The sequence below is a fragment of the Thauera sp. 27 genome (genome assembly GCF_000310125.2).
Taxonomy (GTDB): Bacteria; Pseudomonadota; Gammaproteobacteria; order Burkholderiales; family Rhodocyclaceae; genus Thauera; species Thauera mechernichensis.
The window spans coordinates 13,183-34,517 of record NZ_AMXB01000028.1 but is presented as its reverse complement, the minus strand read 5'-3'; the positions used below and the strand labels follow the sequence as shown (position 1 = coordinate 34,517).

At 59.8% G+C, this 21,335-nt stretch carries 29 protein-coding genes; 26 read left to right on the top strand and 3 right to left on the bottom strand.

Translation table 11 applies throughout. The annotated features are described in order from the left end of the window. The first annotated feature begins 117 nt into the window (after positions 1–117). From B447_RS14985 to B447_RS21890, 6 genes are all read left to right on the top strand, one after another. Positions 118–846 carry a GIN domain-containing protein gene (locus B447_RS14985; RefSeq protein ID WP_002942118.1) on the top strand — a complete coding sequence of 243 codons (729 nt, stop codon included), beginning with the start codon at positions 118–120 and terminating at the stop codon, positions 844–846. Positions 847–856: 10 nt separating this feature from the next. Continuing rightward, positions 857–1,123 carry a CopG family ribbon-helix-helix protein gene (locus B447_RS14980; RefSeq protein WP_002942117.1) on the top strand — a complete coding sequence of 89 codons (267 nt, stop codon included), beginning with the start codon at positions 857–859 and terminating at the stop codon, positions 1,121–1,123. Further along, positions 1,123–1,398: a type II toxin-antitoxin system RelE/ParE family toxin gene (locus B447_RS14975; protein WP_002942115.1), complete on the top strand. Its 276-nt coding sequence runs from the start codon at positions 1,123–1,125 to the stop codon at positions 1,396–1,398. The genes B447_RS14980 and B447_RS14975 overlap by 1 nt, the downstream gene beginning before the upstream one ends. 1 nt (position 1,399) lies before the next feature. Continuing rightward, a complete protein-coding gene (locus B447_RS14970; protein WP_002942112.1) occupies positions 1,400–2,497 on the top strand; it encodes a hypothetical protein in 1,098 nt (365 codons plus the stop codon). Between the two features lie 232 nt (positions 2,498–2,729). Continuing rightward, the gene (locus B447_RS14965; protein WP_002942107.1) at positions 2,730–3,152 is read left to right on the top strand and encodes a helix-turn-helix transcriptional regulator; all 423 of its coding nucleotides are present in this window, start codon (positions 2,730–2,732) and stop codon (positions 3,150–3,152) included. A 328-nt stretch (positions 3,153–3,480) separates the two neighbouring features. After that, positions 3,481–3,903 (top strand): hypothetical protein, encoded by a 423-nt coding sequence (locus B447_RS21890; RefSeq protein ID WP_002942104.1) that lies wholly within the window; start codon positions 3,481–3,483, stop codon positions 3,901–3,903. Here the strand turns inward: B447_RS21890 and B447_RS14955 are convergent. Both B447_RS14955 and B447_RS14950 read right to left on the bottom strand, forming a co-directional pair. Next, positions 3,900–4,541, bottom strand: a complete 642-nt coding sequence (locus B447_RS14955) for a hypothetical protein (protein WP_002942101.1) — start codon at positions 4,539–4,541, stop codon at positions 3,900–3,902. The two genes, B447_RS21890 and B447_RS14955, sit on opposite strands and share 4 nt — an antisense overlap. Next, complete coding sequence (locus tag B447_RS14950) at positions 4,498–5,121, bottom strand: hypothetical protein (RefSeq protein ID WP_002942098.1); 624 nt, start codon at positions 5,119–5,121, stop codon at positions 4,498–4,500. Before B447_RS14950 ends, B447_RS14955 begins: the two co-directional genes overlap by 44 nt. A 163-nt stretch (positions 5,122–5,284) precedes the next feature. Between B447_RS14950 and B447_RS14945 the strand changes: the two genes are divergently transcribed. From B447_RS14945 to B447_RS14835, 20 genes are all read left to right on the top strand, one after another. Beyond that, the gene (locus tag B447_RS14945) at positions 5,285–5,986 is read left to right on the top strand and encodes a hypothetical protein (protein WP_002942094.1); all 702 of its coding nucleotides are present in this window, start codon (positions 5,285–5,287) and stop codon (positions 5,984–5,986) included. Between the two features lie 78 nt (positions 5,987–6,064). After that, positions 6,065–6,610, top strand: a complete 546-nt coding sequence (locus tag B447_RS14940) for a hypothetical protein (protein ID WP_002942093.1) — start codon at positions 6,065–6,067, stop codon at positions 6,608–6,610. Next, the gene (locus B447_RS14935) at positions 6,607–6,819 is read left to right on the top strand and encodes a hypothetical protein (RefSeq protein ID WP_002942087.1); all 213 of its coding nucleotides are present in this window, start codon (positions 6,607–6,609) and stop codon (positions 6,817–6,819) included. Before B447_RS14940 ends, B447_RS14935 begins: the two co-directional genes overlap by 4 nt. A gap of 78 nt (positions 6,820–6,897) precedes the next feature. After that, positions 6,898–7,314: a hypothetical protein gene (locus B447_RS14930; protein ID WP_002942084.1), complete on the top strand. Its 417-nt coding sequence runs from the start codon at positions 6,898–6,900 to the stop codon at positions 7,312–7,314. Positions 7,315–7,771: 457 nt separating this feature from the next. Continuing rightward, positions 7,772–8,038, top strand: a complete 267-nt coding sequence (locus tag B447_RS14920) for a hypothetical protein (protein ID WP_002942079.1) — start codon at positions 7,772–7,774, stop codon at positions 8,036–8,038. 397 nt (positions 8,039–8,435) lie between these two features. Then, positions 8,436–9,638: a DNA cytosine methyltransferase gene (locus tag B447_RS14915; RefSeq protein WP_198291819.1), complete on the top strand. Its 1,203-nt coding sequence runs from the start codon at positions 8,436–8,438 to the stop codon at positions 9,636–9,638. Between the two features lie 69 nt (positions 9,639–9,707). Continuing rightward, positions 9,708–10,109 carry a hypothetical protein gene (locus B447_RS14910; protein ID WP_002942072.1) on the top strand — a complete coding sequence of 134 codons (402 nt, stop codon included), beginning with the start codon at positions 9,708–9,710 and terminating at the stop codon, positions 10,107–10,109. A gap of 602 nt (positions 10,110–10,711) precedes the next feature. After that, the gene (locus B447_RS14900) at positions 10,712–12,019 is read left to right on the top strand and encodes an RNA-guided endonuclease InsQ/TnpB family protein (protein ID WP_002942067.1); all 1,308 of its coding nucleotides are present in this window, start codon (positions 10,712–10,714) and stop codon (positions 12,017–12,019) included. Positions 12,020–12,423: 404 nt separating this feature from the next. Beyond that, complete coding sequence (locus tag B447_RS14895; RefSeq protein ID WP_002942065.1) at positions 12,424–12,783, top strand: hypothetical protein; 360 nt, start codon at positions 12,424–12,426, stop codon at positions 12,781–12,783. 19 nt (positions 12,784–12,802) lie between these two features. After that, a complete protein-coding gene (locus B447_RS14890; RefSeq protein ID WP_002942063.1) occupies positions 12,803–13,081 on the top strand; it encodes a zinc finger domain-containing protein in 279 nt (92 codons plus the stop codon). Between the two features lie 139 nt (positions 13,082–13,220). Then, a complete protein-coding gene (locus B447_RS22585; protein ID WP_157384693.1) occupies positions 13,221–13,367 on the top strand; it encodes a hypothetical protein in 147 nt (48 codons plus the stop codon). A gap of 365 nt (positions 13,368–13,732) precedes the next feature. After that, on the top strand, positions 13,733–13,978 hold the full coding sequence (locus B447_RS14880; protein ID WP_157384692.1) for a hypothetical protein: 246 nt from the start codon (positions 13,733–13,735) through the stop codon (positions 13,976–13,978). 214 nt (positions 13,979–14,192) lie between these two features. Next, positions 14,193–14,507, top strand: a complete 315-nt coding sequence (locus B447_RS14870; RefSeq protein WP_002942056.1) for a hypothetical protein — start codon at positions 14,193–14,195, stop codon at positions 14,505–14,507. 11 nt (positions 14,508–14,518) lie between these two features. Next, the gene (locus B447_RS14865) at positions 14,519–14,770 is read left to right on the top strand and encodes a hypothetical protein (RefSeq protein WP_002942055.1); all 252 of its coding nucleotides are present in this window, start codon (positions 14,519–14,521) and stop codon (positions 14,768–14,770) included. 15 nt (positions 14,771–14,785) lie between these two features. Beyond that, the gene (locus tag B447_RS14860; protein WP_002942052.1) at positions 14,786–15,010 is read left to right on the top strand and encodes a zinc ribbon domain-containing protein; all 225 of its coding nucleotides are present in this window, start codon (positions 14,786–14,788) and stop codon (positions 15,008–15,010) included. A gap of 1,512 nt (positions 15,011–16,522) precedes the next feature. Continuing rightward, complete coding sequence (locus B447_RS14850) at positions 16,523–16,771, top strand: hypothetical protein (RefSeq protein WP_157384691.1); 249 nt, start codon at positions 16,523–16,525, stop codon at positions 16,769–16,771. 283 nt (positions 16,772–17,054) lie between these two features. After that, positions 17,055–17,522: a thermonuclease family protein gene (locus tag B447_RS14845; RefSeq protein ID WP_002942047.1), complete on the top strand. Its 468-nt coding sequence runs from the start codon at positions 17,055–17,057 to the stop codon at positions 17,520–17,522. Between the two features lie 204 nt (positions 17,523–17,726). Continuing rightward, the gene (locus B447_RS23005) at positions 17,727–17,852 is read left to right on the top strand and encodes a hypothetical protein (protein ID WP_269745251.1); all 126 of its coding nucleotides are present in this window, start codon (positions 17,727–17,729) and stop codon (positions 17,850–17,852) included. Positions 17,853–17,898: 46 nt separating this feature from the next. Continuing rightward, a complete protein-coding gene (gene recJ / locus B447_RS14840) occupies positions 17,899–19,557 on the top strand; it encodes a single-stranded-DNA-specific exonuclease RecJ (protein WP_269745250.1) in 1,659 nt (552 codons plus the stop codon). Positions 19,558–20,015: 458 nt separating this feature from the next. Further along, positions 20,016–20,795 carry an EAL domain-containing protein gene (locus tag B447_RS14835; RefSeq protein WP_002942040.1) on the top strand — a complete coding sequence of 260 codons (780 nt, stop codon included), beginning with the start codon at positions 20,016–20,018 and terminating at the stop codon, positions 20,793–20,795. 43 nt (positions 20,796–20,838) lie between these two features. Here the strand turns inward: B447_RS14835 and B447_RS14830 are convergent, their stop codons facing one another. Then, positions 20,839–21,192, bottom strand: a complete 354-nt coding sequence (locus B447_RS14830; protein WP_002942037.1) for an H-NS histone family protein — start codon at positions 21,190–21,192, stop codon at positions 20,839–20,841. Between the last annotated feature and the right edge of the window lie 143 nt (positions 21,193–21,335).

The window sequence follows — 21,335 nt, the reverse complement described above, 5'->3', positions numbered from 1 at the left end:
GTTGCTGCCGCAGCAACTCGACCAACGCGTCGTCCAGCACGATACCCCGCTTGCCGATTCAAACTTAATCACTATGATTGAATCGGTATCAGAACACATCATAAAGGATCGTGCCCGATGGACATCTTCAGCCCCCCCGCGACGAGCAACCAAAAGGACTCGGCCTGGAAACGCATTGAAAACTATGTAAAGGAAGAGCGGCCGCTCCAGTCGATCCGCAAGATCGTCGTCAAGGGTTCGGTCGATGTGGTGTTCCGGCGCTGCGACAACCCGATGCTCATCGTGGCCGGCGAGACGGCTGAAGCGGTCGAGTCGGTCAAGACCTATTTCAAAGGAGGGAAGCTGGTGATCGAGCGGGAAGGCATGACCATCAGCATGGTCGCCGGCCGCGACATCGTCTTCCACGGCTCAGTGTCCGGCTCGTTCGTGTTGGGCGACATCGTAGACGGCAAGCCAATGGGCGCGAGCATCAGCCAAGGCAAGGTGGTAGTAGGCGTCGGACTGCCCGAGGCACCGGCCGTAAAGAACAAGGGTCGCGGCGATGTAACCCTGCTCGATCTGCGGCAAGCGGTCTTGGACCTCGAAATCGAAGGCTCAGGCGACATCACCGCCTATGGGCAAGTCGCACACCTGGAAGTCGAAATCGCCGGCTCCGGTGGTGTATACGCCAGCGAGCTGATTGCAGACCGCGCAAGTCTGTCGGTTGCTGGGTCTGGCGATATTGAGGCATTCATTCGTTCCGAAGTACGCGCCCGCGTGGCCGGGTCTGGCGTCATCCTCGTGCTGGGCAATCCGCCGCACCGTGTCCACAGCGTTTCCGGCTCCGGCAAGATCAAGTTCCGATAGGAGGTGCAACATGACCACAGCAACCAAGGTGCTGACCGCACACGTACCACTTCCGCTGGCCGACAAAGTAGATCAAATGGCTTCACGGCTTGAACGCTCGCGCGGCTGGATCATAAAGCAGGCGCTTTCCGCCTGGATCGCCCAGGAAGAAGAGCGCGACCGACTGACGCAAGAAGCGCTGGCTGACGTAGACGCCGGCCGCGTCATCGACCACCAAGCCGTGCAAGCGTGGGCGGAGAGCCTTGGCACCGACCAGCCGCTGCCGGTACCGCGCTGATGGAGATGAAGTGGACCAGCAAAGCGCTTTCCGATTTGGCGCGCTTGTATGAATTTCTGGCTCCGGTGAACAAGCCCGCCGCTGCGCGGGCGGTGCAGGCGCTGACCAAGGCCCCGACCATCCTGCTGACCAACCCACGCATCGGCGAGCAACTTTTCCAGTTCGAGCCGCGCGAGGTACGGCGAATTCTGGTCGGGGAGTACGAGGTTCGCTACGAAATTCAGGATTCGATCATCAACGTGCTGCGGCTGTGGCATAACCGAGAGGACCGCTGAAATGGCTTTGCCACCAACCTACTATGACTTCGTGCGCAAGTTGCGCCCCACCCTGGTTGAGAAGGGGGAGCAGGACGCAGCGGATTTGTTGAGCGGCCCCAACCCGCCACTGGCTATTCATAGCGTGGACGACTACGACAGCCGATTTCCGCAGTACATCGAACGACTGAATGCGGAGATCCTTGGTTATGGGGCCGACCATCCCGGCGTTAGTGTCGAGGAGATGTCGCCATTCCTTTCCAGTGCGCCACCACAGGCGAAGGCATCCCTCTCCAGTCTTTATGGCACGGTGAGCAACGAGTATCACAGCGTGGTGAACTTCGCCCTGGCCGGCAAGAAGACTTTCCATTTCAGCGACAACCTGGCCGAGCACCTAGCGAACACCGAGATCAACCTGAAGGCGGCACTGATCCAGTTGCCGTTTCCAACGTGCCTGTTCACCTTCACGTCCCGTGCCGTCATCAACGCGATGCACAACATCAGGGGCGATGCAGGGCGCTGGGCCATGAACATCACCGGCCTGGATTATTCCGCGCCGGTTTCCGTATTCCTCACCATGCATCCTGCCGGTGCTGGCCTGCCCGGTCGCAAACTACTCATCTGCGCATGGCATGCCAAGCTGCCAGACACGTCCTATCTGGCGATCAAGCGCGAGCTGTACCTGGGCGACAACTGGACGCTGGAGCAGGCACTGCGTACTGACTGGGAAACCTTGACGCCGAACGACCTCGGTAGTGGGCTGTGCGTGAATCTGAGTGAAGCGTCCATCGCGCACCAGGACGACGATACCTTCTACACCGATGGGCTTGCTTTCTTCCGGATTGTCCTCAATGCCGTGCTGTACCTGTCGTCCGACAAGGCCGATCTGACTGCCAAGGAGAGCCCACGCAAAGAGATTGAGGACAGGGCAAACGGTATCGCGTCGCTACCGAAACGGCGGAAACTGCTCCAAACGACAGGACGGTATTCCGCGCTCGATTACGAGGAGGTGGGCGCCTCCGTAGGCCCCATCGTGATCCAGAAAGGCGAGGCAGAAGGGGGTGAAGACGGGAGTGGTGGCGGGAAACCACTGGTGAGGTTCATGGTACGAGGCCATTGACGCCGGCAGCCGCACGGTCCAGATAGCCAAGATCGCAAGCTGATCTGGATTCGGCCGTACTACAGAGGCCCCGACCTCGCCGCCACCATCAACAAGCCCTACCTGGTGAAGTGAAGACGGGCGGACGGCTTAGGGTACGATTTATTCCGTTTCGTGCGTTGCCCCCAACAAGCAACGCTTGAAGACACCGTTTCCAGCTGTATGCTCTTGGAGAGAGCCTTCAGAGGAAGACATGAGCGAAGTGAGCGCAAAGCCGACTGCTGGGGACATGCGTGCGGTGGGAAAGAAGCCGGTAATCCTGCCTGTGCACGAAGAAGAAGCGCGTCGCCTCCGAGGGATATTTCAGGCTAAGTCGACCCTGTCCCAACTGGCGTTCGGTGCTGAATACGGCGTAGGAAGCCAAGGGATGGTCTGGCAGTATCTCAACGCGCATGCACCCTTGAATGTGTCGGCCGCGATGAAGTTTGCGCGAGGGCTAGGGTGCGATATTGCTGAGTTTTCACCGCGCCTGGCGGACGAATTGTCCGAGTACCAAGCGGCGCGACTCGGCGTCTCTTCCTGTTCGGAGGGGATTCTTCGTACCTGTGAACAGCTCCCGGTCGCGCAGCGAGAGATGGTAGCCAGCTTCGCCAGGTTTCTGCTTGCTCAGGCCTGACCGAAATGCGCGGCAAGCCCCGGTACTTCAGGCCGGGGAAGGATTCTGGCCGCGGGACACGCGGTTCTGGCCGGCGACGGGCAAGCGCTCGCGGAGGGACAGGTGCAGTCAGACCGCCCGGTGAAACGATAACCCACCGAGGGGCTACGCCGTGCGGCCTAGCCCAGCAGGAAACCCGACCCTTCCCGCAACGGGGGGGCGCGAAGCGAGAGGGCCGGGAGGATGTCAAAATGCGAGCTTGCGGCACATCAAGCCAGACATCGGGGGCTGTTCAACTCGTCACCCTCTACCATTCTGTTCGCGATCGCTAACTTTTGAGTACGCCAAGATGATCCCTCTCGTTTCCAGCATCGCCTCTGTCGACCTGATCCGCCTTCGCGACCGTGTGCTCACGGCGCCTTGTTTCACCGGCACCGCAGGCGACTATCCGTGGGATCGCTGGGAGAGGGCCGCTCTCGAAGCGGGCGTGCGCAATGATCTCGCCGGCCTTGGGCGTGCTGTCTTTCGCGAGGCGTTCCAGCACGACTGGTCGAACGAACTCAAGGCCGAGTGTGGCTGGATCGATGGCGGGGCAGAGATGATCCTGCACGCGTTGGCAGTGCCTGATGAGGCCGTAACGCGCTGGGAGGCGCTGATCGAGGCCGATGGCTATCCAGATGAGATGGAGGCGCCGCGTATCGACCTCGACCCCTACGAGCTTGCCGATCGTCTCGAGGCCGTCGGCATCAAGTCGAGTATAGTTCGCACTTAACGGCTCGGTGGCGAATGGCGGGCTATTTCCTTCGCCAACCAGCGCGCGGTGCCCATCACCACGATGGGGTTCCGCTCGGGCAAGAGCCAGTTCATAACGCGGGTGAGCCAGGTGGGCCAGCCCTTAGGCAGCCAGATGACGGCGAGGTCAGCGCCAAGCGCCTCTTTCTGGCGTCTGGCTTGGACTCGTGCCTTTCGTTGACGGGCCTGATCGCGAAGCCGGCCCCGCCAGAAGCGGAACGACTTGATCTCGATGGTGGCGCACCATCCGGCCCGACGGACGATCAGATCGATGTCTCCGTACCGGGTCAAGTGTCCTGACTCGACGGTGAACCCGGCCTTTTCGAGTTCGGGGATCGCGCGGCTTGAGAACGTCGCCTCGATCTCTTGTCCGTGCTGGCGCGCTTGCACCCGAGAACGGATGCGCCACCCAAGCAGCAGGCTCAATGCAGCGGCAGCGGCCGCATAGAGCCTGATATCGGGCACCAGATACGCAGAGAGCGCAAGGATAGGGGGCGCACAGAAAAGAAGTAGCGCCGCGCGCCGCTGATCGCCTTTCCAGGGCGTGAAGGGCTTGTGTGCTATGTCGTGCCCCTCAGACGAGATTGCTGCCCGCACGCTCCTGAAGTAGCGCTGCATCGGCCAGGTCTTTGGAGGTCCTGTACTTCGTGTACAAGGCGGCAATCGTTCTCTTGTGCGCTTCCGGGTCGAAGGGGCTGGCGCGCTGTTTATCGATGAGGCCGCGGAAGGTTCTAGCAAATCGCGGACTCATGGTGACCATGCGAAGCGCGGCGACGCGCCCCGTGTTCGAGTCGACAAGCACCACCGTGAGCGGCACGAACGCGTTGTCGGAGGGCTCGCCTGGACCGCGATCCGCCTCGCTGACGAGGTGAATCGAAAACGCCTGATCCGACCAGGCCCACGTTCCATCGATCCGGAAGAGAAAAAAGATAACCCCTTGCTCGTAGTGAAGCCCGATGTGCATGGCGCCGTGGCGAAAGGCCGCGATGCTCTTCTCGGAAGGGCTGGCCTCGCAGATCTGGAGCAGAAAGCTGCCGTCGAAGTAGCGAAGCTCAAAGCGATTGTCGGGCCAGTGCGTACGCTCCGGGGTGAAGAGATCGCCGATGGCCAGACGCCACCGGGGGTGTGTTCGTTGGTATCCATGCAGACGATGCTGCCATAGGAGGAGCGCGTTGCAAGGCCCGGCGAAATCGAGCAAAATCGTAAACGTTTCTGGCAGTTCTGTGCCGATCCGGTAGCTGGACCCACCGGGCTCTCACGAGCCGAACCCAGCAGTCAAAGTCCGTTCAGGACTTCATCAACCCTCGCGGGGCATTCAAGCCCGCAGGGCTCGTGTGCTCCGTTTTTTCTTGGAGCACACCATGAGCATCATCGAAGCGACCCCCGAAGTAACTCGCACCCGAAAGTTCGACTTTTACGCCGACCCCGGGCATGGGTGGCTCGCGGTCAAGCGCACCGACCTCCAGAAGGCCGGCGTTGCGGACCGGATTTCCCGTTGCAGCTACCAACGCGAGGACATGGTGTTCCTTGAGGAGGATTGCGATGCGGGGATCTTCATCAAGGCGCTGGCCGAGCAGGGCATCAAAGCCGAGTTTCGACAGCATCACACGGATCGTTCTTCCAAGATCCGCGGCTATGCTTCGTACGCCCCCCAGTGCGTCACGCTTGATCTGCATGCAGGGGAGTACCACGCCCAGCAGTGCGATCGCCTCAAGACCGAGATCGAGAAACTCAAAGACGATCTCGCCTTCCACCGTGAGCAGCTCAGTGCGGTGCGAAAGACCGAGAAGAGTGTTTCCGGAAACGCGGTAATCGATGCACTCAAGGCTGCGTTCATGTGGGCGAAGGTGAAAATCTCGCCCGCTGCCGGCATCGTCTATGTGACGGTCAATGTCAGCGCTGAGGGCGCAACCCGGGCGCACCGCGCTTGCGAGGCGTTGGGGTTCGAACGCCGAAGCACCGATCCGTGCGACGTCAACAACATTGGCTCGGCCAAGCACAGCGACTATCGGAAGTTCGACGCACCAACGATCAAGCTGTACCTGGTCGAAGAAGTCCACTAAGCAGCAACTTTCCCAACCGGGGGCACCAATCCCCTAGGGGGAATGGGCGCCCCCAGCAACCTATCTGGAGGCACCACCATGGCACGCATCGTAACCGTCAGCATCCTCGTCGACGAAGTCGAGGAGGCGAACGTGACCGACAGCATCAACGAGATGCTCCGCAACCAATGGATCGAGAACGGCGGCAATGTGATCGACTGGGCAATCGATCATGTCGGCGCAGTTTGCGAGGAGATGAACGACTCGATCGAGAACGGCACCTACAAGGAAGGCGATGCCTTCTGCGATTGGGTGATCTTCTCCCGTTCCGAAATGGAAAAGGGTGACGGCGCCGGATTCTGGTCGAACCACTACGGCTGGTCCACGCTCGACCTTGCGACAAAGTTCGCGAGCACCGAGGGGGACAAACCCGTAACCGCCGGGGATGATGCAACCTGGATGCTGGCACCGTACCGTCTGAACTTCTTCCGGGCGCTCCTCATTGAGCAACCGGGCGCCGAGATGCTCGATCAAACGCCCATAGCCTACGAGTGCTGGGCCGAGACCGAGGACCATGCCAAGGAACAGGTCATCGACGCCTATCCCGGATGTCATGTCCTGGAGGTCGAGGGAGTAGTGCAATGAGCGAAGAGAGAGATCGTCAAGCCAATAGGCTGGCCTGGGCCAAAGAACTCCTGATCTACTGCGAGGACGCGATCGCGGCGCAGCAGCGGATCATCGAGCGCGATGGCGCGCTCGAAGCGTATGCGCTTTCCCTGCAGTCCTTGCAGTCGCAGCGTGAGCAACTGATGGGAGAGATCCGCGAGCTTGAGGCGGCCATCGGGCAGTCCTGAGTACGACTTCCAACCAAAACCCAAGGGGGCAAACCGCGCCCTTGGGTCGGTTCCCCCGCAACAACGAGGAACCGCAACATGGTGTATTTCCGTATCACCACCGCAGACGGCCGGCGCTACGTCGGCTCCGTGCAAGGGCACGGCGGACAACTGGGCGGCGGTGCTGCCCACTGCGGCCCGGCGCGCGAGCGCGAAGTTGCAGCGAATGAACTGCAGCACAGCATCGACGCGATGACCCACACCGGACGCTGGAGTGGAACGGTGCTCGAGGCGCGCGAGAAACCGGGGCACTGCATCGTGAAGTCGGTGAAGGACTGGAAAGTCCCGAACGACGGCGCGTTCAACGTGCATCACGTCCCGCTTGCCGACGCCACGTTCGTTGTCCTCTCCGACGAGGAAGTGCAGGCGATCCAGCCTGGGACGTGCCGGGAGGACATCCCGGACGAGAAGGCGGCAGTTGCTGCTGATCGGCTGAACCATTACCAAGAGGCATAGCCTCGAAGGCCCGACTTGCGCGCATGCGTGTAAGTCGGGCCTTTTGCTTTCGTGGGCTTGAAGAACGCGGCTCTGCCGGTACGCTGGACGCATCGAATCAGCATCCGTTGCCGTACCAATGTCCAGTCTGTACCTATCCGACGACACCGAGGGCCGACTCCGCAGGGAGTTGGGCGAGCCGTGTCGTTCCTGCCGGCATCTCTTCGTTCGGTTCAGCCCGATCCTGGATAATCCGATTCGAGGCTGCAAAGCTGCCGGGGACAACGAGGTACTGGGCCGCGTCCTCGTGCGGCTGGCCGAGTCGGGACGCTGCGACGAGGCGATGCCGTTCGAGCTCTCAGATTCGGTACCGGAGATCGTGCATGCAGAACAGATCGCGAAAGAGAAGCAGACGCCTGAGCCGTTCGAGACAAGTGCTATCGGACAGTTTGTCCAGGTCATAACGAAAGGATAGAGAGTGAGCTCGAACAAGGTCTGGAATCTCGTGTACGTTGTCGGCAATACCGGGCGGGTGGTGAGCGCCGCAGACAATCCGCAGACACGTGCGAACGCACTGAGTGGTGCTGAGACGGTGGCCAAGAACGGCTGGCGCGTGTGGGTGCAGCACCACCAGACCGGCAAGCGCATCTTCGAGAGTCCGGCCGAAATCGAGGCGAAAAAGGCTGCCTACGCGCGCCAGCTCGAGGAGTTCGTTACGCGAAACTTGCCTCCGCACATGCGTTGAGTCCGGCCTGGCGCTGCGCTATAGTCATTGTATTTTCTGGCCTCGTGCCGAACCGGTAGCTGGACCCACCGGGCTCAACCGAGCAAACCCAGCCTCTCTCGTCCGCACAGGACAACAACCCACCTCACGGGGACATCACTCCCCTGCAAGGTGGGCGTGGTGTCTCCGTTTTTTCTGGAGAAACACCATGCAGAACTACCAAGTAGTGAAGATTGGCTCGAACCGTGGCATTCCGAGGGTTTGGCTGCAGGGTCGCCAGCCCGAGCAGGCCGGTTTCACGCCCGGTTCGTCGTTCTCTGTCCATGTCGAACGTGACCGAAAAGCGGTCATCCTGCGACGGGAGGAGGGCGGCCTTCGTCGCGTTTCCCGCAAGGAGGCCGGCGGCAAGGAAGTCCCGGTGATCGACATCAACTCGCTGGAGACGCTGTCAGTCTTCAAGGGTCTCGAGCAGGTCCGAATCGTCACCGGCCAGGGCGTGATCTACATCCTGCCGCTGGCGAGTGAGGCTCGAAAGGTCGAGCGTATCGAGCGGCTTCGTCAGAAGCTGCAGCGGGGCGAGGCTCTCAAGGTCGGGTCGCTCTCGCACGGCGGGGGTGTGCTTGATCTCGCGCTCCACCGCGGGTTCGGCGCCGAAGGCCTCCAGACGCATCTGGCCTTCGCCAATGACATCCGTCCGGAACTGCTCGAACATGCCTCGTCGGCTAACCCCGCCTGGCGCCCGGACACGGTCGCACTCGGGGCGCCCATGCAGGAGCTCGTGTTCGATGCCTGGGCGATGAGTAAGCTCAGCGAGGTCGATGCGCTCTTTGCCGGTATTCCATGCACGGGCGCAAGCCTCTCGGGGCGGGCGAAGAACGGCACTTCGTGCGCGGAAGCGCACCCGGATGTCGGACACCTGGTGGTGGCGTTTCTGGCCATCATCGCCAAGGTCAATCCGGCCCTGGTGGTGCTCGAAAACGTCGTGCCGTACGCAAACACGGCCTCGATGTTCATCATCCGGCACCAGCTTCGCGATCTGGGCTACGTCGTGCATGAAACCGTGCTCGATGGGGCCGAGTTCAACGAGCTCGAGCACCGACAGCGCATGTGCATGGTGGCGGTCACCGAAGGGATCTCCTTCGACTGGTCGTGCCTGGTCAAGCCTGAGCGTCGGGAACGGCGTCTGGGCGAGATCCTGGAGTCCGTCGCGGATGATGCGCCGTGCTGGTCCGAGATGGGCTACCTTAAAGCCAAGGAAGAGCGTGACGCTGCGGCCGGCAAGGGGTTCGCGATGCAGATCGTGGGCCCGGAGTCGACCAAGGTTGGAACGATCGGGACTGGCTACGCCAAGAACCGAAGCACCGAACCGAAGGTGCAGCACCCGAGCCGGCCCGAGCTGCTTCGCTTGCTCACCCCGCGTGAGCATGCAGCCTGCAAGGGCATCCCTGCGGAGCTGGTCGAAGGTCTTTCCGCAACCACAGCGCACGAGGTTCTCGGTCAGTCGATCGTGTTCTCGGCGTTCGTGGCTGTTGGCGAGCTTCTGGCCCGGACCTTGAAGCGCTGGTTCAGCGTCGCAGAGGTGCAAGAAAACGAACTGGCTGCGCTGTTGATGGCGGCCTGAACAATCACTCGCCCGATGGGTTCTCGCCCATCGGGCGAGGACTCTCCCGGGCATTCGCTGGAGAGAGAAATGCAAGATCGAAAGAACCGCCCCAGCCTGGGGGGCAGCGCCGAGAGAATCCACGAGGCGTTCAAGAACCACAGCCATGAATGGTGCGGACAGCGGATCACGGAGGCCGAGATCATCGGCGCCGGCGAGCAGTACCGTCTGGACAAGGGCGGCAAGCTGCTTCGGGTCGTGAGCGAGATCTCGGTGAGGGACGCAACCAAGGCCGAGTTTCGAGCGTTCTTCGAGGCGATTGAGCTTGGCCAGGTGCAGATCTACCAGACCCCGCTTTGGGTTTCGGGGCGGATGATGCACCGGACGGTGCTCCACCAGGCAACGGGCATGCCGATCGACCCGGAAAGCCCGGCGGCGAAGATGCAGCAGAGACGATTTGCACTAGCCGTGCAGACGTACAGCATCGGATAGCAGCACACACAAACAACCTTCGGGGCCATGCCCCGAAAGGGTGCGGCTCCAAGGTCTCGCAAGCCAAGGAGGCGCATGAAACTCAATCGTGAGCGAGCCATTTACCTTGCTGCGGTGTCCCAGACTCTGGGTGCAGCGCAGTTCGGGTATTTCGGTGGGAAATCGCTGGAGCTTTTGCTCCAATCACAAGGATTACCGGACTCGCTTCTGGTTGTCCTGATGTGCCCGGCCGTGTATGTTGTATTCACTTTGGCAGGGTACTTCGTCCTGTCTGAGCGATTCACCAGGAGGCACTAATGGATCTCCAAGGAGTGCTCATCGGTCTTGCGGTGCTTGGCGGCATCGTTGTATCGATAATAGTGGGCATTGTAGGAATCAACAGTTGGGAAGCAAGGCGCAAGCGAGCTCACGCCAAGCATGCTTGAACCAAGAGAAACGCCCCGTTGTTGCCGCCACCGGCGCAGCGGGGCGTTTTCCGTTTACGGTTCGAAATGACCGAAATGCGCGGCAAGCCACGGCACTTCAGGCCGGGGAAGGATAGCGCGCTCGCTGCAGGCGAACTGGGGGCTTGAAATTCGGACCGGACGTGAGAGCCTGATCGCATGAGTGAGGGAGCGGGCTTCCATCGTGCGTACCGGTATCGGCTGCGGAGCAACCGCAAGGCCGAGGCGGTGCTACGACGCTGGGCAGGGTGCAGCCGCAAGGTGTGGAACCTCGCCCTGGCCGAGCAGCAGGCTCGACGCGAGCGTGGCGAGAAGTATGCCGGCTTCGCGGGCATGTGCCAGTGGGTCACCACCTGGCGCAAGGCCCCGGAGACGGCCTATCTTGCCGAGGTGCCGGTGCACGCGCTGCAAAACGTGGTGCGTGCGCTCGATGGCGCCTTCCAGCGCTTTTTCAGGAAGGAAGGCGGCTACCCGAAGTTCAAGCGCCGCGGCGACCCGATCGGCCTGCGTGAGACCGATGTGGCGTGCTTCGCGGTGGACGCGGCCAACGGCCGCATCCGCTTTCCCAAGGTGGGCTGGCTGCGCTATCGCGCCAGTCGGCCCATCGAAGGGCGACCGATCACGGTCACATTGCGCGCCGAACAGGACGGTTGGTACGCGTCGATCGCATGCGAGATCTCGAACGCACACCTTCCCGTGGGCACCGGCACGAAGGCCTGCGGCATCGATCGCGGGGTGAATAACTTCGCCGCCTTCGACAATGGGCAACTTGTCGCCCCGCGCGATGCGCACCGCAAGTCACTCGCTCGGCTGCGCCGCTACCAACGTGCCGTTGCACGCAAGCTCGAAGCCGCGAAGGTCGCCGCTGGCATCCCGAAGGACAAACCCTTTCCGAAGGGGTTTCGGCTGCAGGCCTCGAACCGGCTTCGCAAGGTCCAGGCACGGGTGGCGAAGATCCACCAGAAGATCGCGCGCCAACGCGCGGACTTCCTGCACAAGCTCTCGACGCAGATCGCCGACAAGTATGCGCTTGTGTGCCTGGAGGATCTGAAGATTCGCGCGATGAGCGCCTCGGCCGAAGGCACCCAGGATGCGCCCGGCAAAAGAGTGCGCCAGAAGGCGGGGCTGAACCGCTCGATCCTCGACCAGGGATGGTCGATGTTCAAGGATCAACTCGCCTACAAGCTCGAGTGGCGCAGTGGTCAGCTTGTGCTGGTCAATCCGGCTTACACCTCGCAGCGCTGTCATGCTTGCGGTCACACTCATGCGGACAACCGCAAAGGCGAAACCTTCCGGTGTGTGTACTGTGGCCACACCGACCATGCGGACGTGAATGCCGCGAAGAACATTCTGGCCGCGGGGCTCGCGGTTCTGGCCGGCGACGGTCATGCGCTCGTGGAGGAGACGGTGCAGTCAGGCCGCCCTGAGAAGCGAGAACCCACCGAGGGGCTACGCCATGCGGCCTAGTCCGGTAGGAATCCCCGCCCTTCCCGCAACGCGGCTTGCGAAGCAAGAGGACGGGGAGGATGTCAACACAACCGAAGGCAGTACGTTATGAACCCCACGGATGAATCCGAGGCTTCCTGCGGGGACACCGGTGAAACGACGGTCGCAGCAGCCCGGCGCGTGGTTTGCTGGAAATGCGGAAGAATGCTGAGGTTGCGACAGGATGGGCTGCTGCCGCGGCACACAACAGACCTTTCGCGTGCGTACCGTCGACGCGGGGCGTCTTCCCGTGAGTTGGATCACTGCCCCGCGAGCGGATCGCCGCCGAGAGACGGAGATGACTAGGTGGTCGCATGTACATGGGGGCTTGCGCTCAATGTCTATCGTGCGAGCATGAGTCATCAAAATAGATCGGGAAAGGAACCATGTCCGAAACTCGTCCAATCGGCCGCTGGTTGGACACCGTGACCGCGAGGAACACGCGAACCGGTGAACTCGTGTGGCTTCCGGCGGCAACAGGGGGCCTCAAGACCCATGTTGCGACGATGGTGGGTCGGGAGTTTGCTGTGGTGCGACCCCTGCAGCTCGGGCACAAGCGGCAGTTCAATGTGCGGATTACCGGCTATGTCTGGTTCCCGGAGACCTTTCCGGAAGGCTCGCCGGCCAAGGTGATGGGTGTTCAAGAAAGTGCGGTGACTGGCTTTCCCACGATTGCGAAAGCGAAAGCAGCGGTCGCGGAAGCTCACCGCCTGCTGGAGAGCCACCTGCAGCACCATACCGAGTGACCACCAAGGAAAAGGCAGCATGGCCGAAAGAGCTAAGACCCACGCCGAGAAATCTATGCAAGTACAACTGGTGAATGGGAACAAGAAGATCGGATCGCATCTTCTGACAAGCACCGGGCAGTACAAAGTGGCGATTAACGTGGAGTGCCCCTTCTGTGGCGCGACTGTCGGAAACCGGTGTGCCGGTGTTGTGTTCCCGCAGTATCCACATACGGCGCGAATCGAATCTGCGCTCGGGATGGACTGCGGTACGTGGGAGTTCCTGACTATCGACGCATTTGAGCAAATGCCGCTATGACCGAACGAACATAGCCGGCCGACTGGCTGAAACGACAAACCACTACTTCAAGTGTGAGGGGCCCGGGTGGACGGATTCGCCCCAGTGCAGAGATTACACGCCGACTCCGAAGCAACATCTCGGGTATAAAGGGAAAGAAATGGACGAAGCCATTGAACGCCTAGAAGCGCTCAAGGCCGAATACGAGCGGTATTTGAAAGCGACCTATCAGCCGCAGCGTTACTACGAGGACCTTGAGGCAAAGGTCTCGGCTATTGAAGAGGCCATCGAGCGCCTGCGCTGGTGATACCGGGAAAGAGAGCATGTCGAGCAGCCCACGCATCCATACCAATCCGACCCTTCGCCAGGTGAAGCTAGCGAGCGGCCGGACGGTTGTTGTCGAGCAACTGGCAGAGCAGCATTACCTGGTGTGGGACAAGGGAGTCCCGCTGACCGAAGTACAGTGCATGCCCACGGGGTCCGGCCGCTGGTATTGCCGAGGAAGCGGGCTAAAGTGGTCCGACTCTCGCCGTGCCGCTATCCATGAGGGTCTGGTCCTAAACGTCAAAGGCGTCCGCATTGACCGCAAGCCTCTGGAGGCGTGGACGCCCCTCGCGCAACAAGCAATTGACGCCGAGCGCGAACGGCGCGGCGAACGGTAAGGCAAGGAACGTGAAACTCAAACCAGCAGGTTACAAGACGGCGCGAGGGCAGTTCTACGGAAGTCTGACGGCGATGCCCTCGCACGAACGCAGTACCGCGAAGGTGCTTCATGAACTTCCGGAAATCGATGTGGAGACAATCCGGCAAATCATCGAAGCTGCGGTTGTTGAGCATGTGCAGGGCGGCGACCTATGGCTTTGCACTAATCTGGCAGCAAAGAAGGTGCAGGAAGCGCTATCAAGCAGCGCGAATTGATCGCAACGGAAAAGGGGGGTAGACAGTTGAAGCGTATCGCAATTACTCGGACATCCAGGAGACTTAAGCTCAGCAAAGAGGAGGGTACGGACTGGTCGGTACTACTTGTGTATGCCGCAGTGATCATCTTGGTAATCGTTGCGGCACTCCCTTTGGCGGATCAGGTCGTAGCTGCCTACAGAGCGCTGTACGTCACCGGGAAATGAAGGCACACATGAGCGTAGCGTCGTTTGCCGTTGTTCGGCAGAAATCAACCGGGTTGTACCTGCGCATGACCAAGTTCGACCCCGTGACCAATGAGCCTCTGTATGGCCCTCTGGCTGCGTCGTGGATTGCGAACTCGGTCCCACAGGCGGCAGCGCAAGCCGGCTTCCTCGGTGAGGAGGACCACGAGGTCGTCAATGTGAGGTTCGCCTCCTCGGACTTGTCTTCGCTTGAGGGTAGCTCGCCTGAGCAGGTCGCAGCAATTCTGACCAACGCAAATACGCGCATCCACCTGGAAGTGGAAGTACCCCGCCAGGACGCATAGGAAATGTAGCCATGACGATTTATCTTTGCGGTGCTCTCATAGCCATTTCGCTGCTGGTCTTGGCCGGTGAGACGAAGGCTGCCCTTATTGCTGCCCTGGCGGCCATCGCTGGAGGCTTCGGCTACCGCCTTTATTCAGGGGAGGAAGTCAGGGCAGTGGTTGCGGACGTACTTCTTTGTGCCTCCCTTCTGCCCATCGGTTGGTGGGCGGCGAAGCTGTGGCATGGATTCATCGACGCCCCGCGAGTAACCGATAGCGACTGACCTGGAAAAGTCACGATGCCAAACCTGAACATTGTTATCTGCCCTGGCTGCGGCAGCGAGATCTCGGTGGACAACCACGGCTGTCCGGAGTGCGGTTATGAGAACAACGAAGATGGCCGGTTGCTCACCCTCGCCGAAATGCTGGAGCGGCCTAGCTACCCGGATCCTGGCGCAATGCGTCTCAATGACGTCTGCCCGGCGTTTATCAAGGCCGTCGTGGCGGCAACTCAAGCTGATTGATATCACGGGAAAGGACAGGACTGTGATGCACAGCCTTCAGGTATTCAAGCGACCAAAGCTCAGTATGCGCAACCTGTCCTTACCGCGTCCATTCGGAAGAGGCTTTCTGGTGGCAGCAAGGCTTCGACGCGGCGGAGGCGTTGACTGCCGCACTAAGTGAAGACACAGAGAACTGATAAGGCCATGACCACACCGATCTCTGTTGGCCACGGAGACGCATAACGCAAGGTGTACTGGACTAAGAGCAGCGGAGAGGTAGTTGGCCGACCCCTACGTTCGGCGCCGTGCCCTGGCAGCTTTGGCCAGATTGCGTTCCATGTACTCGATCGATGCCTGCAGGTCTGCTGTTGCTGCGACGATCGACTGTGACGAGTGGATGAGCTTCAGGACCGAAAACGCCGTCTCAGCGGTTGTGCGCGAGTAGAGGACTGCCTCCTTCGTGAAGCGTCGCCGACGATCTGACCGAGCGGTAACGCGCGTGAATCCGTACAATGTCATTATTCGCTAACGCCACACTAACGAAACGAAAGAGGACCAGATGATACTGGCCTTTTACGTAGGCACCCGGTGAAAGTAAAGCAACCGTCTGATCCGCTCAAGTTCATCACTCGCATGAAGGATGAGTGCAGTTGGAAACTTAGTTTATCGGCATCGTCTGCGGCATCGGGGGAGCCCGTTCAGCTCTACTTCACGGACGCCCAGTACGGTGGTGAGAAGGCGTCTCTTGCGGCTGCGCAGATTACCCGAGAGTCGCTGAGAGACCAGCAGCGAAAGCTAGGGCATCTCAAAGCGACCGTCAAAACCGCGAAGAGACTTTTGCCCGCCGGGGTCACGCGGCTCATTGACCGACGTCTCGACGCACAAGGACAGCCTCGTTATGACTTAATCTGGGTGGCGTACTGGATGGAGCCAGGGGAGGGGGGGCGAACGCACCAAGTCAAGAGACGTTTCAGTTCTCGCGCTCATGGCTACGAGAAGGCTTTTGTTAAGGCTCGCAACCTTCGAGCAAAAATGTCAGGCTTCAATATTGGGAGGCACCCTTGTCCGGATATATCAGACATTCTTGCCGGCGTTGATGATGCTCGGATGATCATCACCCAGGTGAATTTCTGCAAGCGGAACATATAAGTGGCTTGCGTAACGGCGAGACTGTGAGAGCCTGAATTATCGAACATAGCGGAGTAGGTGTCATTACGGAGGGGGTGCGTCGGGTGCTGTTCTCGCGTATCGATGCGCCTGAACGGTGACTGGATATATCTCTCTTGGAGTTCAGTCGTATTCCTATTCGCTGCAGCGCGTTTTCCGAGATTGGCGAAAGGGCGAAGTTTTGCTTTCAGGCACAGCGCTTATTCCTCAAGACCGAAAAGCGGCGTTTGCAGATGCCGTACGGGCATTGGGCGGCAAACTGATCGGATAGATAAGGGCGGCGATGATGATTCACGGATGCGAAACGCCGGGGATCATCGTGTTGAAAGCATGTGACCCAGGATAGTCACGCAAAGGGATATCGTTATGTGGAAACGTATGGGCGAAATCTGGATATGGATTGGGACGATAATAAATTTCGCCGTGGCTTTTGGCCTGGCTCAATTACTGGTGAGTTTTGGTTTGCGATGGTCCTTCATAGTTGATCGCCCACTGGATGCATCAGACAGTGTCTTAGGTTTTACTGTCTTGCTTGGTGTGTTCCTCCCTATTATCTTCCTGCTCTTTGTTGCCATGATTTCTGACGGTCTGACTCCCAAGGCCAAAGTGGAGTAGTACTTTAATGAGGACAGTCATCATCGGGTTTAAAGACGAGTTGGTGAAGGCCTGGCAAGTCCCAACGTTTTCCAGTAGGCGATAAAGAGAAAGCCGGTGGCGTTGGCAGTGACTTGGTGCTAATTGTGACTGAAGAGTCCGCGGCACAGCTATTCACTCCTTCGCGCCGATGCTACGCAGTGATCGTGGAGCGGTGACGGTTGCGCTCATCGCATGTATTGGTATTTGTGGATCGAGCAATCCAGACACTGAGGCTCATATGTGTGTAAGACGTTCTCCCGTGATGACGATCGTGACGGGCCTTTTCTTCTCTGCTCTTATCACGCAAAACGCTAATGCAGCACTCACCGGTGTTGTGGTTGGCGTATCCGACGGCGACACGCTGACAGTGCTCGATGGGGCAAACCGCCAGCATCGAATCCGCCTTGCCGCCATCGATGCCCCTGAGAAGACGCAGGCGTTTGGAGCCCGTTCATCTCAAAGCCTCTCGCAGCTTTGCTACGGGAAGCAGGCGAAAGTGTTTGACACCACCGAGGATCGTTACGGACGCACCGTGGGAACGGTGATCTGTGATGGCGTTGACGCCAACTCCGCTCAGGTCGAGCGTGGCATGGCGTGGGTCTACAGGCAGTACGCACCGCGCAACTCGCCGCTCTACCGGCTGGAGTCCCGTGCTCGAGACGAACGAATCGGTCTCTGGCGGGATGCCAAACCGATCGAACCCTGGCTCTTTCGTCGGGCCTCCCGTTAAAGCGTCCTGATTTAGCTGTTTTACCCTGGGATAGCTGAACAATGGGTGTATCGTCAATGCGCGCCGAAGCGTTCGCTGCTGATTGGCCTCGAGGCACAGGCTCGCGAGCGGCGCGTTGGGTTGTGGCAAAACAAGGCGCCCATTGAGCCGTGGGCATTTCGCCGCACGAAACGTTAGTCCTCGGGGGTTCTGGAGGACATGCGCGTGATCCTATTCAAGGGCGATTGGGCACGAGAGCGTTGGCTCCTGGTGGAGCAATACCTTGCCAGCGAGGAAGCGCCCCAACTCGACAGTCCGGTGTGCTACAACGCGGGTACGCTGCCGTCCTGAGCCTCTGCGCTCTTGCGAAACAAGCAAGGTGCGGTAGTTTTGTGTCATGAGACTCCATTGCCGAACGCCCCAAACCCCTCTGCCTCCCCACGCTTCGTTGCGTGATCGCCTTTTGGCCGCGCGAGGTGCCGATCCTTCTGAGCGCGACGATCTCGCGATGCTGCTGGCCCCGTCATCGATGAAGGATATCGGGGTAGCGGCATTGCGCATCGAAGAGACCATCGCAGCAAATGGGCACATTGTAATCGTGGCCGACTACGACGCTGACGGTGCCACCGCGTGCGCAATCGCCGTGCGAGGCCTGCGCATGTTCGGGGCGAGCGTTTCGTTCGTGGTGCCTAATCGTTTCACGGATGGCTACGGCCTGAGCCCCGCGCTTGTCGATCGGGCACTCGAACACAAGCCCGCGCTTATCGTAACAGTCGACAACGGGATCGCAGCCCTTGCAGGAATCGATGCCGCCAACGCCAAAGGTGTTCCCGTAGTCGTCACCGATCACCACCTCGCCGGCGACGCGCTCCCGAAGGCAGCAGCCATCGTCAATCCCAATCAGCCTGGCTGCGCCTTCCCATCGAAGAATCTGGCCGGCTGTGGGGTGATGTTCTACGTCCTAATCGAACTCAGGCGGCGGTATCGGGAGCAGAGCGACGCGAGAGGAAATGCGCCGCTCAATACCCTATTCGATATCCTGGCACTGGGGACCGTGGCAGATGTCGTGCAGCTGGACCGGAACAACCGTGTGCTGATCACAACCGGGCTCGCGCGGCTGCATCGTGGGTTCGCCTGCCCGGGAATTCGGAATCTGTTCAGGGTGAGTGGTCGCTCGATGGAGGCGGCCGGTGCGATCGATCTCGGTTTTTATATCGGGCCACGGATCAACGCAGCCGGCCGCATGGATGACGCGAGTGTTGGCATTCGGTGTCTCATTACCGATGACGAGCAGGAGGCAGCTTCGTTGGCCGAAGCGCTCGAGCAAACCAACCAACTGCGCAAGGCCGTGCAAGCCGATATTCAGGAAGAGGCTGAGGCGCTCGCGCAGGGCATTGCCGCGACTGATGACTTCTCCATCGTGGTTGCGAACCCGTACTGGCACGAAGGGGTCATCGGCATCGTCGCGGGCCGGCTGAAGGAGCGGTTCAGGCGACCGGCGATCGTCTTCGCTGCTGGCGAGGAAGGTCTCCTGAAGGGCTCATGCCGCTCGATCCTGGCGCTTCACATGCGAGACGCCATCGATGCTGTCGATCGGCGCCTGCCGGGCTGCATTGTGAAGTTCGGCGGTCATGCAATGGCCGCAGGTCTGACGATCAATGCGGCTATGTTCGACCAGTTCCGCCAGGCATTTGAGGACCAGGTGCGCGCCTCATTGAAGCCGGCGGATCTGGAGGAGGTGGTCGAGCATGACGGCCCGCTCAGCGCAGAAGACCTCACGGTCGAGAACGCTGATTGGATTCGGCGTGGTGTATGGGGACAAGGATTCCCGGCGCCGTCTTTCCTGATGCGAGCTAGGGTTCGCTCAACACGAATCCTCAAAGATAAGCACACAAAGTTTGCGCTCAACATCGACGGCCGGCCCGTGGATGCGATCCTCTTCAACCAGGTAATCGAACATGCCGAGGATCTCACCGTTCACGCCAAGCTCGAGATCAACGAATGGAACGGCCGACGCTCCGTTCAACTCATGCTTGAACGGGTGATCTCCGACTGAGACGGCTCAGAAGCTCTCCTCGGGGATGCCCTGACCGGTAAGGCAGGCTCGAAGGGCTACGTCGTCAGGGCTCGCCGAGGCGAGACGGATCAGGGCTTCGACAACGTGCCTTCTGGAGGTCGACAACTGCTTGCAAAGACGATCAAGGTCCCGGCCGGACTTGGCCGAGACAAGCAGATCGAGTCGTGTGCCGTTGGAACGAAAGCTCTGAACACGCTGGCGAGCGTTCGCTTTTCTGTCGTGCTCAGTGCTTGAATGGCGTCTACGGGTTGTGGATTCGTGGGTTGGCATCAAGAACTCCGTGTTGATTTCCGGAAATGAGTCCAGGTTCCCACAGGGAAATCAAACTGCAACCCCGCCTGCCGCATAACGGCCTGAATGACGTGTTTTGTGAAGAGATGAGTTGCTCGGCACTGGCATAACCTTGTCAGCTGACCAAACAACCGAGCACGGACATTATGGAGACAGTGCGCGGCACAGAGGGATTGTGCGGCTTTGAGGGGGTGGGCGAGGCGGATGGATCGGGAGAGGGCCCGAATGGGTTCGAGCTTCACTACCAGAGTCAGGTGTGCGCCGACCAGCGCGTACAAGGCCTTGAGGCGCTACTGCGGTGGAACCACCCGCTACATGGGCAACTCAGACCTGTGGAGTTTATCCACACCCTCGAGAAGACGGGCGCTATCATTCCCATCGGCCTTTGGGTTCTCGGTCAGGCAGGCCGTCAGCTAGACCTGTGGCGAGGACACGAGACGCTCGGCAAGGCTACGATCTCAATTAATGTAAGTGCCGTGCAGGTGCATGCGCCACATTTTGCATCCAGGTTCGCTTCACGAATCGAAGACGGCTCGATCGACCCTAGACGGCTGGTGCTTGAGCTGACCGAATCTATGCCACTCGTGGACTTGCCGCAGATCGAGAAGCAGATCCTCCAGATGAAAGAGATGGGTGCTAAGGTCGCTCTTGACGATGTAGGAAGCGGGTACTCGGCCCTCACTTACTTGCGACGCTTGCCAGTAGATCAGATCAAACTCGACAAGGAGTTCATCTACGGCATTGAACACAATGCTAAGGCGCATACAATCGTGAACGCCGTCGTGGGACTGGCCAAAGATCTCGATCTTGAAGTTGTTGCCGAAGGAGTTGAGACCGATGGGCAGTTCTGCTTGCTCAAAGAGATGGGGTGCGACCTTTTTCAGGGGTACTTATTTGATGCCCCTAAACCAGCAAGCGCTTGGTGAACGGGGTGCCTGAGTGAGGACACCCCGCGGCGCACTGATCGACTTAGGCTTTGACGAGCAGAGCGTCAGCCGATTTCCCTTCGGCAATCCACTCAGCGAACCAGGCCGGCTTACGCCCGTGGCCAGTCCACGTCTTCGCCTTGTCGGTCGGGTGGAAGTACTTCGGCTTTGCAGACACTTTCTTTGCAGGCTTGGCTGCGGTTGGCTTGGCTTTCACCGCCTTGGCAGGCGAGGTCTTGTCGAGGAGTTCATCCAGGCTCAGGCCTTCTTCAGCGGCCATCTTTTGCAGTCGCTTGAGCAGGGTTTTCTTCGAGCTCGCTTCGCGTTTGCTGATCTCGTTCTGCACCTTCGTCTGGAGCTTGCGAAGCTCCACGAGCGACATGGCATTGAGTTCCATCTGTTGACTCCAGTCAAGTAATCGGATCTGCGATTTCATTCTAGCGGAAATAGGACATCCGATGCGAGTTGAAATATCACCGGGCGATGGCTAATGCCCGAGCTTTGTGAGTTCATGGTCGAGATGGCCAAGCCCCCGAAATT

What these genes read in the sequence shown, in the direction of transcription:
- B447_RS14985 (WP_002942118.1), top strand. Translation starts at nt 118, where the DNA reads ATGGACATCTTCAGCCCCCCCGCGACGAGCAACCAAAAGGACTCGGCC.
- B447_RS14980 (WP_002942117.1), top strand. Translation starts at nt 857, where the DNA reads ATGACCACAGCAACCAAGGTGCTGACCGCACACGTACCACTTCCGCTG.
- B447_RS14975 (WP_002942115.1), top strand. Translation starts at nt 1,123, where the DNA reads ATGGAGATGAAGTGGACCAGCAAAGCGCTTTCCGATTTGGCGCGCTTG.
- B447_RS14970 (WP_002942112.1), top strand. Translation starts at nt 1,400, where the DNA reads ATGGCTTTGCCACCAACCTACTATGACTTCGTGCGCAAGTTGCGCCCC.
- B447_RS14965 (WP_002942107.1), top strand. Translation starts at nt 2,730, where the DNA reads ATGAGCGAAGTGAGCGCAAAGCCGACTGCTGGGGACATGCGTGCGGTG.
- B447_RS21890 (WP_002942104.1), top strand. Translation starts at nt 3,481, where the DNA reads ATGATCCCTCTCGTTTCCAGCATCGCCTCTGTCGACCTGATCCGCCTT.
- B447_RS14955 (WP_002942101.1), bottom strand. Translation starts at nt 4,541, where the DNA reads ATGCAGCGCTACTTCAGGAGCGTGCGGGCAGCAATCTCGTCTGAGGGG.
- B447_RS14945 (WP_002942094.1), top strand. Translation starts at nt 5,285, where the DNA reads ATGAGCATCATCGAAGCGACCCCCGAAGTAACTCGCACCCGAAAGTTC.
- B447_RS14940 (WP_002942093.1), top strand. Translation starts at nt 6,065, where the DNA reads ATGGCACGCATCGTAACCGTCAGCATCCTCGTCGACGAAGTCGAGGAG.
- B447_RS14935 (WP_002942087.1), top strand. Translation starts at nt 6,607, where the DNA reads ATGAGCGAAGAGAGAGATCGTCAAGCCAATAGGCTGGCCTGGGCCAAA.
- B447_RS14930 (WP_002942084.1), top strand. Translation starts at nt 6,898, where the DNA reads ATGGTGTATTTCCGTATCACCACCGCAGACGGCCGGCGCTACGTCGGC.
- B447_RS14910 (WP_002942072.1), top strand. Translation starts at nt 9,708, where the DNA reads ATGCAAGATCGAAAGAACCGCCCCAGCCTGGGGGGCAGCGCCGAGAGA.
- B447_RS14900 (WP_002942067.1), top strand. Translation starts at nt 10,712, where the DNA reads ATGAGTGAGGGAGCGGGCTTCCATCGTGCGTACCGGTATCGGCTGCGG.
- B447_RS14895 (WP_002942065.1), top strand. Translation starts at nt 12,424, where the DNA reads ATGTCCGAAACTCGTCCAATCGGCCGCTGGTTGGACACCGTGACCGCG.
- B447_RS14890 (WP_002942063.1), top strand. Translation starts at nt 12,803, where the DNA reads ATGGCCGAAAGAGCTAAGACCCACGCCGAGAAATCTATGCAAGTACAA.
- B447_RS22585 (WP_157384693.1), top strand. Translation starts at nt 13,221, where the DNA reads ATGGACGAAGCCATTGAACGCCTAGAAGCGCTCAAGGCCGAATACGAG.
- B447_RS14870 (WP_002942056.1), top strand. Translation starts at nt 14,193, where the DNA reads ATGAGCGTAGCGTCGTTTGCCGTTGTTCGGCAGAAATCAACCGGGTTG.
- B447_RS14865 (WP_002942055.1), top strand. Translation starts at nt 14,519, where the DNA reads ATGACGATTTATCTTTGCGGTGCTCTCATAGCCATTTCGCTGCTGGTC.
- B447_RS14860 (WP_002942052.1), top strand. Translation starts at nt 14,786, where the DNA reads ATGCCAAACCTGAACATTGTTATCTGCCCTGGCTGCGGCAGCGAGATC.
- B447_RS14850 (WP_157384691.1), top strand. Translation starts at nt 16,523, where the DNA reads ATGTGGAAACGTATGGGCGAAATCTGGATATGGATTGGGACGATAATA.
- B447_RS14845 (WP_002942047.1), top strand. Translation starts at nt 17,055, where the DNA reads ATGACGATCGTGACGGGCCTTTTCTTCTCTGCTCTTATCACGCAAAAC.
- recJ (WP_269745250.1), top strand. Translation starts at nt 17,899, where the DNA reads ATGAGACTCCATTGCCGAACGCCCCAAACCCCTCTGCCTCCCCACGCT.
- B447_RS14835 (WP_002942040.1), top strand. Translation starts at nt 20,016, where the DNA reads ATGGAGACAGTGCGCGGCACAGAGGGATTGTGCGGCTTTGAGGGGGTG.
- B447_RS14830 (WP_002942037.1), bottom strand. Translation starts at nt 21,192, where the DNA reads ATGGAACTCAATGCCATGTCGCTCGTGGAGCTTCGCAAGCTCCAGACG.